This is a genomic window from Blattabacterium cuenoti, from assembly GCF_014252455.1.
Taxonomy (GTDB): Bacteria; Bacteroidota; Bacteroidia; order Flavobacteriales; family Blattabacteriaceae; genus Blattabacterium; species Blattabacterium cuenoti_R.
The window spans coordinates 135,802-152,959 of record NZ_CP060245.1 but is presented as its reverse complement, the minus strand read 5'-3'; the positions used below and the strand labels follow the sequence as shown (position 1 = coordinate 152,959).

Here is a 17,158-nt window from a genome sequence, read left to right as displayed (position 1 = left end):
AATATTCTGATTGAAATACAATATCCTATTGTTTGTTTATAATTTTAAGTGAGTATGATAATATTTTTAAAAATATCGTATTTTTTATATATGAATTTTATTTTTTTTACAAAAAATTAAATCTATTCCACAGATTTACAATATATAGCATAATAGTCTATATATTGTAATTTTGCTATTATGCTGTTAGCATATTACGATCATTTTCATAATATTTTTATTAAAAAAATCAATTTTTTTTTCATTTTTTTCTATCTAACATAGATATTTGTAATTATTTATTCAAAACTATGATGATAAATTTTAAATTCAGAAATTTTAAATATATCATAATTGGCTTTATTTTTACTTTTTTATTAAGTTTTTGTTCTCCAAAAGAAGAAGAAGAAAAACATCGTATAATATTAAAAACAATATATCAAACACTTTATTTTTTACATCCTAATACTCTTAAAATTAATAATGAGTTTTCACAAAAAGTATATAAAAAATATTTTGAAAATTTAGATATTCAAAAACGTTTTTTTCTACAAAATGATTTAGATTTTCTTTTTTCTTTCTATAAAGATAAATTAGATGATTTTTGGATTAATGGAGATCCATATTTTTTTAATATTACGATACAACATTTTTATCAAAGAGTAAAAGAAGTGGAAAATTTTTGTTATAAAATATTAAAAAAACCTTTTAATTTTAATAAAAAAGAAGTATGGATACCTGGAGTAAATAAATATTTTTATCCTAAAAATAAAAAAGAATGGATAGAAGAATGGAGAAAATATCTAAAATATTTAACTCTTATAGAAATAATTACTTCAATAAATACAAATAAACCTACTCCAAAAAATTGGAATAATATTCTTATAATAAAAGAAAAAAAATATAGAAAAAAAGTAGAAGAAGATATAAGAGAATATTTTAGAAAATTAAAAATGAAAAAAAAAAAAGATTGGTTTTCTATGTACGTAAATACTATTACTTCACAGTATGATCCTCATACTTGTTATTTTTCTGCTCAAGAAAAAGAAAATTTTAATTTAAATATATCTGGAGAAACAGAAGGAATTGGTGTATCATTACAAGATGATAAAGGATATGCTACTATTATAAAAATTATTGTAGGCGGACCAGCATGGAAAAGTAAAAAAATAGAAATAGGAGATAAAATTATTAAAATAGCAAAAAATCCTAATTCAGAATATAAAAATATTATAGGAATGTTATTAGAACATTCTATTCGTCTAATAAGAGGAAAAAAAGGAACTAAAGTAAAACTAACTATCCAAAAAAAAAATGGATCTATAGAAGAAATTATTCTCATAAGAGATATTATTGAAAATAAAGAAATTTTTGCAAAAAGTGTCACCATATTAGATAATTATAATAAAAAAAATAAATATGGTTTAATATATTTACCAGAATTTTATTTTAATCCTGAAAATAAAAATGGAAAAAATGCCGCTAAAGATATAAAAAATATTATTTTAAAATTAAAAAAAGAAAATATTAAAGGTTTAATTCTTGATATAAGAAATAATGGAGGAGGATCTTTAGAAACAGTAATAGCAATTACCGGATTTTTTTTGGGAAAAGTTCCCATAGTACAATTAGGATTATCTAATGGGGAAAAAAAAATACTAAAAAATAATAAACATAAAATTCTTTGGAAAGGGCCTCTAGTTCTTCTAGTCAATGAACTATCAGCATCTGCATCAGAAATTATCGCTGCTGCTATAAAAGATTATAAAAGAGGCATTATTGTTGGTAGCACTCAAACCTATGGAAAAGGAACTATTCAAACTATTTATTCATTAAATAAATTTATCTTTTCTAATCAAGAATTGGGAGCATTAAAATTTACTATGAATAAATTTTATAGAATAAATGGAAGTTCTACTCAATTAAAAGGCGTAAATTCAGATATTTTTATTCCAAATAATTCTTGTTGTATAGGACTATACAAATTTATGGAAAAAAATCAACCTAATTACATGAAATGGGATCATATTGAATCTATTCCTTATATTCCTTGGAAAGGAAAAGTAGATTTGGAAAAAATTAAATTAAAAAGTATCAATCGTTTAAAAAATCATAAAGAAATAATAAAAATATATAAAAATATACAATTTATAGAAAAAAAATTTTTTAATAACATTTCTATTCCTCTCAATTGGAAAATTTTTTATAATGCTAATTTAAAAATTCAAAAAAGAAATCATTATTTTCAATTATTAAAAAAATATTTAAATATATATGGATTACGAGCCTTTCCATTATCATATAAAATCATTTTAGATCCTCAATTAGAAGAACAAAAAGAATGGAATAAACATTTATTAAATGATTTTCAAATATCTGAATGTGTTAATATTTTACGAGATTTTAATAATGATAAAAATTAAAAATCCTGTTTTTTATCAACTTTTTCTACATCAGCGATAGCATCATTTTCTTTAAGAAAAATCAATCTGACCCCTTGAGTATTACGCCCCATTACTCGTATATCAGATACAGGAATACGGATAATAATTCCTGATTTTTTAATAATCATTAAATCATCTTTATCCGTGACATATTTAATTGAAATTAAATGTCCTGTTTTTTTAGTAATATTTATAGTTTTAATTCCTTTTCCTCCACGATTAGTAATACGATAATTGTTTATATTAGATCTTTTTCCAAATCCTTTATATGACACTACTAATAAATTTCCTTTATCATTATTATTCTTCTCATATACACATATCATTCCAATTACTATATCATTTTTAATCCCTATAACTCCAGAAGAATTTCTTCCAGTTGTACGAACTTTTTTTTCTGAAAACCGAATAATTCTTCCACTTTTTACGGCAATAAATACATGACTATCTCCTTTCGTTAAAATAGCTTCTAATAAAAAATCTCCTTTACGAATAATAATAGCATTAATTCCATATTTTCTAGGACGTGAATAACTTTCTAAAGAAGTTTTTTTAATAATTCCTTTTTGAGTAACCATTATAACATAATGATTCTTCACATATTTTTTATTAGTTAAATCTCCAGTTAATATATAAGCATTAACTTTATCATCTTCTTGTAAAGAAATCATATTTTGTATAGCTCTTCCTTTAGAAATTTTAGATCCTTCCGGTATTTCATAAACTCTTAACCAAAAACATTTTCCTTTTTCTGTAAAAAAAAGTAAATATTGATGATTAGTGGCTATGAGTAAATATTTTATATAATCATATTTTCTAGCAAGAGCTCCTCTATTTCCTATTCCACCTCTTCCTTGACGTTTATATTCTGATAAAGAAGTCCTCTTTATATATCCTGCATGAGAAATAGTAATGACGACCTGTTCATCTTCAATAAGATCTTCTATATGAACTTCATTACCTAAATAATCTATTTTAGTCCTACGTGGATCTTGATATTTTTCTTGAATATCTAAAAGTTCTTTTTTAATAATTTCCATTCTTCTATAAGGTTCTGTTAAAACCTTATTGAAAAAATCTATTTTTTTTATTAATTCTTTATATTCTTTTTTTATTTTATTAATTTCTAAAAAAGTCAGACTTTGTAATCGCATATCTAAAATTGATTTAGATTGATTTTTAGATAATTGAAATTTTTTAATTAATTTATCATGTGCGTCCTGATGATTTTTAGACTTTTGAATTAATTCAATCATTTGATCTATATGATTTAATATAGCTAAAAATCCTGTCAAAATATGAACTCTATATGTAGATTTTTTTAATTCGTATTGAGTCCTACGTATAATAATATCTTGTCTATGATCTACAAATTGTTGTATGAGATCTTTTATATTCAATTGAACGGGTTTTCCTTTAACTAAAGCTATATTATTGACATTAAAATAAGTTTGTAAAGAAGTATATTTAAATAAATTATTCAATAATATATTAGAATTTGTCTTTTGTTTAAGAATATATACTATACGTAATCCATTTCTATCAGATTCATCCCTAATTTGATAAATTCCTTCTATTTTTCCTTCTTTCATTAACCCTACTGTTTTAGTAATCATTTCTGATTTATTGACTTGATAAGGAATTTCATCTACAATAATACATTCTCTTCCATGAATTTCTTCAAAATGAACTCTTGCTCGTAAAATAATACGTCCTCTTCCTGTATAAAAGGCTTTTTTTACTCCATCATATCCATAAATAGTTCCACCTGTAGGAAAATCTGGAGCTTTAATAAATTCCATAATTTTTTCTACAGATATATCATAATTATCAATATATGCGCAAATAGCTTGTATGGTTTCTTTTAAATTATGAGGAGGAATATTAGTTGCCATACCAACAGCAATACCTGAAGCTCCATTGATTAAAAGATTAGGAATACGTGTAGGTAATACAGTTGGTTCTTCTAAAGAATCATCAAAATTCAATTTCATTTTTACCGTTTCTTTTTTTATATCCAACAACATATCTTCAGCTATTTTTTTCATTCTAACTTCTGTATAACGCATTGCAGCAGGAGGATCAGCATCTAATGATCCAAAATTCCCTTGTCCATCTATTAATGGATAACGAATAGTCCATGTTTGTGCTAGACGAACCATTGTCTCATAAACTGAAAGATCTCCATGTGGATGATATTTTCCTAATACTTCACCTACAATACGAGCAGATTTTTTATAAGAATTATGAGAAAAAATTCCTAATTTATACATTCCATATAAAACTCTTCTATGTACAGGTTTTAATCCATCTCTTGCATCTGGTAAAGCTCTAGAGACAATAACCGACATAGAATAATCTATGTAAGAAGATTTCATTTCATCTTCAATATTAATAGGAATTAATTTTTCTTTTTCATTTTCATTCATATAAATTATGTTAAAATTAAGATAAAGAATATTTTTTGTAAAAAAAGTGAATCATAACAAACTAGTTTTTTTGGAAAAATGTAAAAAACTTTCCTTTATTAAGGAAATAGGGACTGGACAATTGTAGGAACAAATGCCTATTTTTTCTAATAATGAAAATTGATTTTTATTTCTATCATTTTTTTTATCATGTTCTATAATTAATAATATTTTATCTATTTCTATATTGGAAATTTTTTGTATAGGATATAATCTAGAAAGAATTAATTTAATTTCTTGATAATTTTTTATAGATAACCCATTTATTTTATATGAAATCCAAGATTCATAAATCATTCCCATAGCAATCGCTATTCCATGTATCAAATTAATTTTTTTATAATTCATATAATAACTTTCTAAAGCATGCCCGATGGTATGTCCAAAATTTAGAATTTTTCTTAATCCTTTTTCTTGAGGATCTTTTTTTACTATTTTATTTTTTATTTGTATAGATTTATGGATAAAATACTCCCATTTATTTTTATTTTGATTTATATTTAAATCATGATATTTTTTCATATTTATCCAAAAATTTTTATCAGCTATTAATCCATGTTTAAACATTTCAGCCTTTCCTGAAATAAATTCTTTTTCAGTAAGAGTTTTTAAAAAATTCGGATCAATAATTAAAAATTCTGGACGATAAAAAGATCCTATTTCATTTTTAATAGATTCTAAATTTACTCCTGTTTTATATCCTATAGCAGCATCTACCATTCCTAATAATGTTGTAGGAATATTAATAAAACGAATTCCCCTTTTAAATACAGAGGATACAAATCCACCAATATCTGTAATAACACCTCCTCCTAAATTTATCATTAAACTATTTCTAGTAGCTTTTAGATTTATTAATTTTTTACATATTTGAATACATGTATAAATGTTTTTTTCTTTTTCTCCTGATTTAATTTGAATAATATTAGATTTTTTTAAAAAAATTATATGATATAAAAGAACAGGTAAACAATATTTATAAGTATAATCATCTACTAAAATAAATATATTTTTTATATCTATCTGCTGATCACATATATAATTTTGTAAGGTTTTATAAGCCTCGTTATTTGTATTTAAAAAAATCATTTGTTGATGATCACAATCTAACATACCTATTTTATCTTTTTATCTTTATTTATTAAAGAATTAATTAATTTTATCTAATCAATAAAATAAAATATTTTATATAACCAAAATATTAAAAAAATAAAAAAAATTATTATGAAAAATAGATTAGCATTCCAACCTAAAATATTAATAAATTTGAATAAATATTCCATATAAAATGTATTAAATTGATATTTATAAAATATAAATATTTTTAACCTTTATTTTAAAAAAATGAAAAGATTTTACTTTGTTTTTTAAAAAAATTATATCCTATTCAATAGAAAATAAAATGTTAAATTTTTGGGATATTTTTCAACATTTATTTAATCCTAGATGGATTTTTTTCTATTTTGGAAATACAACTTTATTTATTATTTTAGCAATTATATTTGCAGAAACAGGATTTTTTATCGGATTTTTTTTACCTGGAGATTCTTTATTATTTACTGCTGGTATTTTTGGAGAAGATTTATGTAAAAATTTCTATAATGTTCCATTTTTCGTAATTATTTTGATTGTAGCATTTGTTGCTATTCTTGGAAATATCCAAGGGTACTGGTTGGGTTATAAATCTGGAAAATTTTTATATAAAAAAAAGGATTCATTTCTTTTTAAAAAAAAACATCTTATCATTGCAAAATTATTTTATAATAAATATAAAACAACAGCCCTGATTATGAGTCGTTTTCTTCCCATGTTTCGTACTTTTGCTCCTATTGTAGCAGGAGCCATTCGTGTGGATTTTAAAAAATTTATGATTTATAATATTATTGGAGCACTTATTTGGACATTTTCTATCATGTTATCTGGACATTATTTAGATAAAAAATTTCCAGAATTAAAAAATCATTTAGAATGGATTATTTTTTTAATAGTATTAATGACAACTTTTCCTTTATTATTTAAAATAAAAATAAGAAAAAAATTACTAATTTAAATTCTTTTTAAGAAGAAGAATTTTTTAATAATATCTTGACATTTATTTTTCATAATTCCAGATAAAAATTTTGTTTTAGGATGTAATTTTGCACTTGTATATAAAAAACCTCTTTTTAAATTAGGAGCCCCACATACTACTCTCCCAATTTGAGAAAAAAATAAGGCCCCTGTACACATAATACATGGTTCAATTGTTACATATAAAGTACATTCTTTGATATATTTTTTTCCTAGATAATAAGAAGCTAAATTAATCACTAATATTTCCGCATGTGCAGTAATATTTTTAAAAGTTTCAGTTAAATTATGAGCTCTAGCTATTACTACATTATTATAAGTAATAATAGCGCCTATAGGAACTTCATTTTTATGAAAAGCAATTAAAGCTTCTTCTATGGCTATTGCCATAAAATCATGATCTCTTTTTAGATCCCTCATTCTTATTTTTTTTATCTATTTTATTTTCTACTTTATTATTATTTTCATCATCTTTAGATCCTTTTATTGTCGTTGTCGTTGTCGTTGTCGTTGTTGTTGTTGTTATACGAGAATGTTTTACTCTTGCTATAAGAGTATTTAAAGGATGTAAAATAGTATATTTTTCATTATATAGATCTTTTACGTTAATTTGATCTCCTATATCTAAAGAATTAATATCCAATTTGATATTTTCTGGAAAATTAGATGGAAGAGCTTTTACTTTTAATTTTCTAACAGGAGAATAATATTCTCCTCCTTTAGAAACACCAATAGATCTTCCAAAAGTTTTAATAGGGATTTCCAAAATAATAGGTTTAAATTCTTCTATTTTATAAAAATCTGCATGTAATATTTTTTCACTAATAGGATCAAATTGAATTTCTTTTTTAACTGTTTTAATATTATTTGTTTCCCCTTCTATTTGAATGAGGACCCAATATACATTTGATGTATATACTAAATATTTAAAACTTTCTAAAGAAGTAGAAAAAGGAATATGAATATTTTTTCCATATAAAATACAAGGGACTTCTCCTTTTTTTCTAATTAATTGTACCTCTTTTTTTCCTATATTTCTTTTTTTACCGTATATTTGAATAGATTGCATAATTAAATTATAAATTTATTACTAATAGATTCATCATTATGTACTGATTGCATAACTTCTGCAAAAAGTGGAGCACAAGATAATATTTTAATTTTTTCATTATTATTTTTAATGGGAATAGAATCAGTTACAATAAATTCTTCAATATACGATGTTTTAATTTTATCATATGAATTTCCAGAAAAAACAGGATGAGTAGCTATAGCACGAATACTTCTAGCCCCTTTTTTTTTAATAAGATTTGCTGCTTCTGTTAATGTTCCAGCTGTATCTACCATATCATCTATTAGTATGATATTTTTTTCTTTTACATTTCCAATAAGATTCATAAATTCTATTTCATTAGCTTTTTTTCTTTCTTTATAACAAATAACGACATCTGTTCCTAAATAACCTGCATAACTTCTAGCTCTTTTTGCTCCTCCCATATCTGGAGAAGCAATAGTTAATTGATCCATATTTAATTTTTTAATATAATCAATAAATATTCTAGAGGCATATAAATGATCTACAGGAATATCAAAAAATCCTTGAATTTGATCTGCATGTAAATCCATAGTCATAACTCTATTAGCTCCTGAAGCTACCATTAAATTAGCTATAAGTTTTGCTGCAATAGGAGTTCTTGTTTTATCTTTATGATCTTGTCTCGCCCATCCAAAATATGGAATAACAAGTGTTATATTATGAGCAGAAGCCCTACGAGCGGCATCACACATTAAAAGTAATTCCATTAAATTATCTACTGGAGGAAAAGTAGATCCAATCAAAAATACTCGTGATCCACGAACAGATTGTTCAAAACAAGGGGTATATTCCCCATCACTAAATTCTAAAAAACGAATTTTACCTAAAAAATTACCATAATGATAAGCTATTTTTTCTGATAATTTTAATCCACTTCTTGTCGAAAAAAAAAGTACCTTTTGATTCATAATTTTGTTTTTTTTATGCAAAAATACTTAAGAAATAAATTTTTCTTTTAAAAAGAAATAAAAAAATGAAACAATATTTATTTTTATTGAAAAAAGTTTTAAAAAAAGGAATAAAAAAAATGGATCGTACTGGAGTAGGTACAAAAAGTATTTTTGGTTTTCAAATGAAATTTGATTTAGAAAAAGGGTTTCCTCTTTTAACTACCAAAAAATTAAATATTCGATCTATTATTTATGAATTATTATGGTTTTTAAAAGGAGATACGAATATACAATACTTAAAAAATCATAAAGTATCCATATGGGATGAATGGGCGAATGATCATGGAGATCTAGGCCCAATATATGGATTTCAATGGAGAAAATGGCCAACATATGACGGACATCATATTGATCAAATTAAGAATATTATCAAAGAAATTAAAATAAATCCTCATTCAAGACGTTTAATAGTTTCTGCTTGGAATGTAGGAATGATTCATAAAATGATATTACCTCCCTGTCATTTAATGTTTCAATTTTATGTTTCTAATAAAAAACAATTATCATTACAATTATATCAAAGAAGTGCAGATATTTTTTTAGGATTACCATTTAATATAGCTTCTTATGCTTTATTGCTTACTATGATAGCTAAAACTCTTCATTTGAAAGAAAAAACTTTAATCTATACAATAGGAGATGCTCATATTTATAATAACCATATAGAACAAATAAAACTTCAAATGAAAAGATCTCCAAAATCATTACCTAAAATGATCTTAAATCCTTCTATAAAAAATATTTTTCAATTTAAATTCAAAGATTTTAAATTAAAAAATTATAATCCATCTCCTCATATTTCAGGAGATATAGCCATTTAATTAAATTATCTCCTTCTTTTAATTAACCAATCTTTAAAAAAATTGTAATTATTAGATAAAGATATCTTTTTTTTTATTTTTAATTTTTTTCTAAATTTTTCTTCTTTAGAAAGAAAAATTTTTTTTCTTAAAAAGAATGGCATTTTATCTAAAAATTTAATTGGATGAGCTGTTTCTAAAAAAATAGCTGTTTCTAAAAAATGAGTTTTTACTTTTTGTAATTTTAAATATTTTTTTATCCCTAAATAACCAATTGCTCCATGGGGATCTAATATGTATTTATAATTACTCCAAACTTTTTTTATAATGTTAAATGTTTCTTCATCTGTAAATTTATAAGAGCATAATTTTTTCTTTAATTTAAATATATTGTTTTTATATAAATGTAAAATACGAGAAAAATTACTAGGATTAGATATATCCATAGCATTTGATATCGTTTTTTTTACTGGTAAAGGATGATATTTTTCTCCTTTTAAAAATCTAGGAATAGTATCATTAATATTCGTAGAAGCAATAAAATATTTTATAGGTAATCCCATTTTTTCTGCTAGCATTCCTGCACAAATATTTCCAAAATTGCCACTAGGAACTGAAAAAATTATTTTTTGATTTTTTTCTATTATTTTTTTATAAGCTATAAAATAATAAAACATTTGAGGTAACCATCTTGCTATATTAATAGAATTCGCAGAAGTTAATAAATATTTATTTTTTATTTCTTTATCTAGAAAAGCTTTTTTTACCATATACTGACAATTATCAAAATTTCCTTTTATTTCTAAAGGAAATATATTATCTCCTAAAGAAGTAATTTGTTTTTCTTGTAAATCACTGACTCCTTTATGTGGATATAAAATAATGACTTCAATTCCAGATACATTATGAAATCCTTTAGCTACAGCTCCTCCAGTATCTCCGGAAGTAGCAACTAATACAGTTATAAGTTCTCCTATTGTTTTATAAAAATAGCTTAAACATCCGGCCATAAATTTAGCGCCGACATCTTTAAATGCTAAAGTAGGACCATGAAAAAGTTCTAAAACATAAATATTTTCATAAATTTTTTTTAATGGAAAAGAAAAATTTAAAGTATTATGTATGATTTTATCAATATATTCTTCAGATATGTATTCTCCAATATAAGGTTTTATAACTTCCATAGCTATGGAATAGTTATCATATTTTTTAATATTTTGAATAAATGTTCGTTTTATTTTAGGAATTTTTTCTGGAAAATATAACCCTCCATCTATTGCTAAACCTGTTAAAACTGCTGTTTTAAAAGAAACATAATTTTTAAAATTATTTAAACTATAATATAACATTTTATTAAATTTTATTCCATTTAATTCCTCTTTGATTAATAGGAGAAGTATAAGTTTTATAATCAATTCTTAAAGAAGAATATACACGATTCATCATATCCGTTACTTTTTGAGCAGTATGATTCCCTTTACTTAACATGAAAACAGAAGGTCCAGATCCAGAAATTCCTCCACCTAAAGCTCCAATTTCTTTACATTTTTTTTTTAATTCATAAAATGCTGGAATCAACATCGACCTTATAGGTTCTACAATTACATCTTCTAATGATCTACTAATTAATTCATAATTTTCTTGATATAAACCGGCAATTAAAGCTCCAATATTTCCCCATTGTCGTATTGCATCTTTCATTAAAATTTTTTTTTTAAGAATTTCTCTTGCATCAGATGTTTTTATTTCAATTTGAGGATGAATAATACTTACCCATAATTCTTTTGGAGAAGGTAATTTTGTAATATCTAAAGGATGATAACTACGGACAAGAGTCACTCCTCCCATAATAGCTGGAGCTACATTATCAGCATGAAAAGTTCCACTTGCTATACGTTCTCCTTCCATAGCAAAACGTATTAATTGCATCTTATTAAAAGGCTTTCCTAATAAAATATTAGCACCAAAAACAACTCCAGCAGCACTAGCAGCACTAGATCCTATTCCACTTCCTGGAAGAATATTTTTAATTAACTCTAATGTAAAACCTATTTTTTTATATTTTTCAATTTTATGTTTTTTTTTATATGTTTTTAATAAAGCTTGTAAAGCTATAAAAGCTACATTTTTATTTGGATCTTGAGGTAAAGAAGATCCATGAATTTGTTGAATATGAATTCCTGGATTATTAGATTTATATAAAAAAATTTCATCATTTGGAAAATCCAAAGATAGTCCAATTATATCAAATCCACATACCAAATTAGCTATAGTAGCTGGTGAAAATATTTTAATACCCTTCATTATTTAGTAGCTTTAATAATATCCGAAAATACTCCAGAAGCTGTTACTTCTGCTCCAGCACCTGCTCCTTTTATCATTAAAGGTTGTTCAGCATAACGATATGTATGATATAAAACCATATTATCTTTTCCTTCTAATTGATAAAAAGGATGTTTTTGTGAAACGGATTCTAATCCTACAGAAGCAATTCCTTTTTCATAACGAGCAATAAAACGTAATTTTTTTTTTTCTTGTTCTACTTTTTTTCTTATTTTAAAAAAATAATTTTTATATTGATATAATTTTTGATAAAAATTTTCTATAGAAGAATTAGAAGAAATAGAACAATTTTTAGGTAAAAAAGATTTGTGATGAATATCTTTAATTTCTAAAGAAGCTCCACATTCTCTTGCTAAAATGAGTATTTTTCTCATAACGTCTAATCCACTTAGATCAATACGAGGATCTGGTTCAGTATAACCTTTATATTGAGCTTCTTTTACTACTTCTAAAAAGGTTTTTTCACCTATAAAATGATTAAAAATAAAATTTAAACTTCCAGATAAAACTGCTTCTATTTTATTAATTTTATCTCCACTATTTATAAGATCATTGAGAGTACTGATAACAGGTAAGCTTGCCCCTACATTAGTTTCAAATAAAAATGGAGCTTGAAAATGTCGAGATAGTGTTTTTAATTTTTTATAATGATGATAATCTGAAGAACAAGCTATTTTATTACAAGTAATGACTCCAATTCCATTTTGTAAAAATTTTTCATAAGTCATAGCCATTGTTTCGCTATCTGTATTATCTACAAATAAACTATTTCTTAAATTCAATTTCCATACTTTTTCCATAAAATAATAGATATTCATAGAGTCCCCTTTCTTTTGATTCAAATGATTTTTCCATTTAGATAAATCAATACCATGATCATTAAAATACATTTTTTTACTATTTGCTAATCCAATTATTCTTACTTGAAGTTTTAATTCTTTTAGTAAATAAATTTTTTGTTGATCAATTTGTTCTAATAATTTACTTCCTACTTTCCCTACTCCACAAATAAAAAGATTAATTTGTTTTGGAGGACTTTCAAAAAAAGCTTCATGTAAGGTATTTAAAGCTTTTTTAAAATCATTTTTTCGAATAACAGCTGATATATTTTTTTCAGTAGACCCTTGTGCAATAGCTCTAACATTAATACTATTCCTTCCTAAGGAAGCAAACATTTTTCCACTAGTACCATGAAGATTTTTCATATTATCTCCTACAACTGCAATAATACAAAGGTCTTTTTCTATGATTAATGGATCAATACGTCTTTGATGAATTTCTTTAGAAAATTCATTATCTATCACAGATTTTGCTTTCATAACATCCATTTCATGAATTCCTGTAGTAATAGAGTGTTCTGAAGAACTTTGTGTAATAAAAATTACATTAATATTATCACGTAATAAAGCTTCAAATAAACGTTTTGAATACCCAGGGACTCCTACCATTCCACTACCTTCAAGAGTAAGTAAAGATAAATATTGAATACCAGAAATTCCAGTTACAGGTTGACTAACATTTGTACTTTTACTAAAATAAATTAAAGTTCCTGGATCTATAGGAGAAAAAGTATTTTTAATTTGTATAGGAATATGTTTTTTCATAGCTGGTTGTATAGTAGGAGGATAAATTACTTTTGCACCAAAATGCGATAATTCCATAGCTTCTTCATAAGAAATTTCTTTTATAGGAAAAGCTTGATGCACTATTTTTGGATTTGCCGTCATCATTCCACTAACATCTGTCCATATTTCAAGTAAACTAGCAGATATAGCCGCAGCTAAAATAGAAGCAGTATAATCAGAACCTCCTCTTCCCAGAGTAGTTGTTTCATTTTTTAATGTAGATCCTATAAAACCTGGTAAAACAATATATTCTGATTTTTTTTCACTAAAATATTGAATAATATAATGATTACTTGTAATAAAATCTACTTGTGCACATCCAAATTGTGAGTCTGTAATAATTAAATCTCTACTATCCTTACAGATTGCATCTAAACCATATTGTTTGAGTTTTTCTGAAATAAGAAAAGAGGAACTCAATTCTCCAAAACTCATAATTTTATCTAAAGAACGTTTTGAAAGTTCTTCTACTTGAAATATACCATCACATAAACTTTCTAAATCATTAATATTTTTTTTTATCCAACTGATTAAATGGCTTTGATAAGTAATTGGAAATAATTTTCTAATAATATTTAGATGACGAATTTCTATTTTTTCTAAAATTTTTTTATAAATATTATTTCTTTCAGAAGCTAATTTTCCACATTGGATTAATTGATCTGTTATTTTACTTAAAGCAGATACCACTATAGCATATCTTCCTTTTGGTTTTTTTTTTAACAATGAACAAATACGTTTGATAGAATCAGAATGAGCAACGGAACTTCCCCCAAATTTTAAAACTTGCATTTTTTAATGAATTATTAATTTATTAAAACAATTTCCCCATGATACCAACAAAAATAAGGATAATTTATAGAGGAGTTTTTTTTATGAAAGACAAAAAATTAATATTATTTTAATTAATTATTATAATTGTTAGTATAACAAAAAGTAAGTATACTAAACTAACTATATAATGAATAATTTTCATAACTTTAAAACTTTTGAAAATAAGTATAGAAAAGTTGTTACAATAAATAATATGCATTTAACTTCTTATGAAAAGGAAAAACTTCTTCTTCACATGGCTGGAGAATTAGCTAAAAAACGTTTAAAAAGGGGATTAAAATTAAATTATCCTGAATCTGTAGCTTTTATTACTCATTATGTAATGGAAGGAGCACGTGATGGAAAAACAGTAAAAGAACTTATGTATGAAGCAGGAAATATTTTACATGATGATCAAGTAATGGATGGAGTATATGAAATACTTCATAATGTTCAAATAGAAGCTACTTTTCCTGATGGAACAAAATTAGTAACTATTCATCATCCTATTAAAAAAAAGATTAAAAATAATCAAAAAAATAAAATGATTCCAGGACAATATAAACTTCTTAAAGAGGATATTATTTTATTACCTGAACGGGCTAGGATTGAAATAGTTGTTACTAATTTTGGAACTCGTCCAATTCAAGTGGGATCTCATTTTCATTTTTATGAAACGAATATGGCTTTGAATTTTAATAGAAATAAAACAAAAGGATATAGATTAGACATACCTTCTGGGAGATCAGTACGTTTTGAACCAGGAGAAACAAAAAAAATAACATTAGTAAAAATAGGAGGGAGTAAAAAAGTTTATGGATTTTCAGGAAAAGAACATATAAAAAAAATATGAAACAAATTAATAGAGAATCTTATGCTAGTATGTATGGCCCTACTAAAGGAGATAGGATTCGTTTAGGAGATACATCTTTATGGATTGAAATTGAAAAAGATTACACTATTTATGGGGATGAATGTGTCTTTGGAGGAGGTAAAGTGATTAGAGATGGAATGGGACAACATCCATTGGCAACTAGTAAAAATGAAGGGGTATTAGATTTGGTTTTAACTAATGCTATTATTATTGATTATTGGGGAATTATAAAAGCAGATATTGGAATAAAAAATGGAATAATTGTTGGAATTGGAAAAGCAGGTAACCCCTATTTTATGGATGGGGTAAACTCAAATATGTATATTGGAGCTGGGACTGAAGTAATTTCTTCGGAAAATATGATTGTAACAACTGGAAGTGTAGATAGTCATGTTCATTATATATGTCCTCAATTATTTGAAGTGGCATTAGAAAATGGAACTACTACTATTATTGGAGGAGGATCAGGGCCTACGACAGGGACTATAGCGACTAATTGTACTTCTGGCGTTTGGAACATTCAAAGAATGTTAAAAAGTACGGATCATATTCCTATAAATTTTATTTTTCTTGCTAGTGGAAATAGTTCTAATCCTGACGCATTAGTAGAACAAATTCAAGCTGGAGCAGGTGGATTAAAAATTCATGAAGATTGGGGAAGTACTCCTTCTGTTATTGATCAATGTTTAAAAGTATCGGATAAATTAGATGTACAAGTGAATATTCATACCGATTCTTTAAATGAATCAGGTTATATAGAAGATACTTTAAAAATTTTTAAAAATAGAACCATTCATACTTATCATACAGAAGGAGCTGGGGGAGGACATACTCCTGATTTATTAAAAGTGATATCTTTTTCTAATATTTTACCTTCATCTACAAGTCCTACGATGCCTTATACTTGTAATACTATAGATGAACATTTAGATATGTTAATGATTTGTCATCATCTAGATTCCAATCTTCCAGAAGATATTTCATTTGCAAAATCACGTATTAGATCTGAAACAATTAGTGCAGAAGGAATTTTACATGATATAGGAGCTATTAGTATGACTAGTTCTGATTCTCAAGCTATGGGAAGAATTGGGGAAATCGTAAAACGTACTTGGCAAACTGCAGATAAAATGAAAAAACAAAAAGGTCCTTTAAATAAGGATTCTATTAAAAATGATAATTTTCGAGTAAAACGATATATTTCTAAATATACCATTAATCCTTCGATTACTCATGGTATTTCAGATTATGTTGGATCCATTCATATTGGAAAAATGGCAGATTTAGTTTTATGGAAACCATCTTTTTTTGGAGTAAAACCAGAATTAGTCATAAAAAGTGGAATGATTGTTTACGCTAGCATGGGAGATCCTAATGCGACTATTCCTACACCCCAACCATTTATGTATCGTAAAATGTTTGGATTTTTTGAACCAAAATTAAGCAGTATTTTTGTTTCCATTCATGCTATTAATGATGGATTTATCGATAAAAATGAAATAAAAAAGAAAATAAAGATAGTCAAAGGATGTAGAAATTTATCTAAAAAAGATATGATACTGAATGATAAAACTCCAGATCTAAGAATAGATCCAAAAACTTATAGTGTTTATATTGATGGAAAAAAAATACAATCTAATCCATCGGATGTTTTACCACTATCTCAAAGATATTTTTTATTTTAAAAAAAATAATA

At 24.9% G+C, this 17,158-nt stretch carries 13 protein-coding genes; 5 read left to right on the top strand and 8 right to left on the bottom strand.

From position 1 onward, the window contains the following. The first annotated feature begins 290 nt into the window (after window positions 1-290). Window positions 291-2,402 carry a carboxy terminal-processing peptidase gene (locus tag H0H56_RS00730; protein WP_185873964.1) on the top strand — a complete coding sequence of 704 codons (2,112 nt, stop codon included), beginning with the start codon at window positions 291-293 and terminating at the stop codon, window positions 2,400-2,402. Here H0H56_RS00730 and gyrA read toward each other — a convergent pair. Together gyrA and aroB are read right to left on the bottom strand one after the other, a co-directional pair. Then, window positions 2,399-4,852, bottom strand: a complete 2,454-nt coding sequence (gyrA, locus tag H0H56_RS00725) for a DNA gyrase subunit A (RefSeq protein ID WP_185873963.1) — start codon at window positions 4,850-4,852, stop codon at window positions 2,399-2,401. The two genes, H0H56_RS00730 and gyrA, sit on opposite strands and share 4 nt — an antisense overlap. Before the next feature lie 51 nt (window positions 4,853-4,903). Continuing rightward, window positions 4,904-6,004, bottom strand: coding sequence for a 3-dehydroquinate synthase (gene aroB, locus H0H56_RS00720; protein WP_185873962.1), 1,101 nt, complete (start codon window positions 6,002-6,004; stop codon window positions 4,904-4,906). A gap of 289 nt (window positions 6,005-6,293) precedes the next feature. Here aroB and H0H56_RS00715 point away from each other — a divergent pair, with 289 nt between their 5' ends. After that, window positions 6,294-6,941: a DedA family protein gene (locus tag H0H56_RS00715; RefSeq protein ID WP_185874107.1), complete on the top strand. Its 648-nt coding sequence runs from the start codon at window positions 6,294-6,296 to the stop codon at window positions 6,939-6,941. On the opposite strand, the gene H0H56_RS00710 is transcribed toward H0H56_RS00715, so the two are convergent. From H0H56_RS00710 to H0H56_RS00700, 3 genes are read right to left on the bottom strand one after another with little or no spacing between them, the layout of a single operon-like run. Continuing rightward, the gene (locus H0H56_RS00710; RefSeq protein ID WP_238858489.1) at window positions 6,938-7,351 is read right to left on the bottom strand and encodes a nucleoside deaminase; all 414 of its coding nucleotides are present in this window, start codon (window positions 7,349-7,351) and stop codon (window positions 6,938-6,940) included. The two genes, H0H56_RS00715 and H0H56_RS00710, sit on opposite strands and share 4 nt — an antisense overlap. 4 nt (window positions 7,352-7,355) lie before the next feature. Then, window positions 7,356-8,030 carry a 50S ribosomal protein L25 gene (locus H0H56_RS00705; RefSeq protein ID WP_185873960.1) on the bottom strand — a complete coding sequence of 225 codons (675 nt, stop codon included), beginning with the start codon at window positions 8,028-8,030 and terminating at the stop codon, window positions 7,356-7,358. 2 nt (window positions 8,031-8,032) lie between these two features. Then, entirely contained in the window at window positions 8,033-8,965 is a 933-nt protein-coding gene (locus H0H56_RS00700) for a ribose-phosphate diphosphokinase (RefSeq protein ID WP_185873959.1), read from the bottom strand. Window positions 8,966-9,030: 65 nt separating this feature from the next. Between H0H56_RS00700 and H0H56_RS00695 the strand changes: the two genes are divergently transcribed. After that, window positions 9,031-9,828 (top strand): thymidylate synthase, encoded by a 798-nt coding sequence (locus H0H56_RS00695; RefSeq protein ID WP_185873958.1) that lies wholly within the window; start codon window positions 9,031-9,033, stop codon window positions 9,826-9,828. A gap of 5 nt (window positions 9,829-9,833) precedes the next feature. On the opposite strand, the gene thrC is transcribed toward H0H56_RS00695, so the two are convergent. From thrC to thrA, 3 genes are read right to left on the bottom strand one after another with little or no spacing between them, the layout of a single operon-like run. Further along, window positions 9,834-11,156, bottom strand: a complete 1,323-nt coding sequence (thrC, locus tag H0H56_RS00690; protein WP_185873957.1) for a threonine synthase — start codon at window positions 11,154-11,156, stop codon at window positions 9,834-9,836. Window positions 11,157-11,160: 4 nt separating this feature from the next. Continuing rightward, window positions 11,161-12,111 carry a homoserine kinase gene (locus H0H56_RS00685; RefSeq protein ID WP_185873956.1) on the bottom strand — a complete coding sequence of 317 codons (951 nt, stop codon included), beginning with the start codon at window positions 12,109-12,111 and terminating at the stop codon, window positions 11,161-11,163. Then, entirely contained in the window at window positions 12,111-14,567 is a 2,457-nt protein-coding gene (gene thrA, locus H0H56_RS00680; RefSeq protein ID WP_185873955.1) for a bifunctional aspartate kinase/homoserine dehydrogenase I, read from the bottom strand. Before thrA ends, H0H56_RS00685 begins: the two co-directional genes overlap by 1 nt. A gap of 235 nt (window positions 14,568-14,802) precedes the next feature. Here thrA and H0H56_RS00675 point away from each other — a divergent pair, with 235 nt between their 5' ends. Next, window positions 14,803-15,441: an urease subunit gamma gene (locus H0H56_RS00675; protein WP_185874106.1), complete on the top strand. Its 639-nt coding sequence runs from the start codon at window positions 14,803-14,805 to the stop codon at window positions 15,439-15,441. Beyond that, window positions 15,438-17,147: an urease subunit alpha gene (ureC, locus tag H0H56_RS00670; RefSeq protein WP_185873954.1), complete on the top strand. Its 1,710-nt coding sequence runs from the start codon at window positions 15,438-15,440 to the stop codon at window positions 17,145-17,147. The genes H0H56_RS00675 and ureC overlap by 4 nt, the downstream gene beginning before the upstream one ends. Window positions 17,148-17,158 lie beyond the last annotated feature (11 nt).

Excerpts from the sequence above, each read along its gene's own strand:
- H0H56_RS00730 (WP_185873964.1), top strand. The coding sequence starts at position 291 with ATGATGATAAATTTTAAATTCAGAAATTTTAAATATATCATAATTGGC.
- gyrA (WP_185873963.1), bottom strand. The coding sequence starts at position 4,852 with ATGAATGAAAATGAAAAAGAAAAATTAATTCCTATTAATATTGAAGAT.
- aroB (WP_185873962.1), bottom strand. The coding sequence starts at position 6,004 with ATGTTAGATTGTGATCATCAACAAATGATTTTTTTAAATACAAATAAC.
- H0H56_RS00715 (WP_185874107.1), top strand. The coding sequence starts at position 6,294 with ATGTTAAATTTTTGGGATATTTTTCAACATTTATTTAATCCTAGATGG.
- H0H56_RS00710 (WP_238858489.1), bottom strand. The coding sequence starts at position 7,351 with ATGGCAATAGCCATAGAAGAAGCTTTAATTGCTTTTCATAAAAATGAA.
- H0H56_RS00705 (WP_185873960.1), bottom strand. The coding sequence starts at position 8,030 with ATGCAATCTATTCAAATATACGGTAAAAAAAGAAATATAGGAAAAAAA.
- H0H56_RS00700 (WP_185873959.1), bottom strand. The coding sequence starts at position 8,965 with ATGAATCAAAAGGTACTTTTTTTTTCGACAAGAAGTGGATTAAAATTA.
- H0H56_RS00695 (WP_185873958.1), top strand. The coding sequence starts at position 9,031 with ATGAAACAATATTTATTTTTATTGAAAAAAGTTTTAAAAAAAGGAATA.
- thrC (WP_185873957.1), bottom strand. The coding sequence starts at position 11,156 with ATGTTATATTATAGTTTAAATAATTTTAAAAATTATGTTTCTTTTAAA.
- H0H56_RS00685 (WP_185873956.1), bottom strand. The coding sequence starts at position 12,111 with ATGAAGGGTATTAAAATATTTTCACCAGCTACTATAGCTAATTTGGTA.
- thrA (WP_185873955.1), bottom strand. The coding sequence starts at position 14,567 with ATGCAAGTTTTAAAATTTGGGGGAAGTTCCGTTGCTCATTCTGATTCT.
- H0H56_RS00675 (WP_185874106.1), top strand. The coding sequence starts at position 14,803 with ATGCATTTAACTTCTTATGAAAAGGAAAAACTTCTTCTTCACATGGCT.
- ureC (WP_185873954.1), top strand. The coding sequence starts at position 15,438 with ATGAAACAAATTAATAGAGAATCTTATGCTAGTATGTATGGCCCTACT.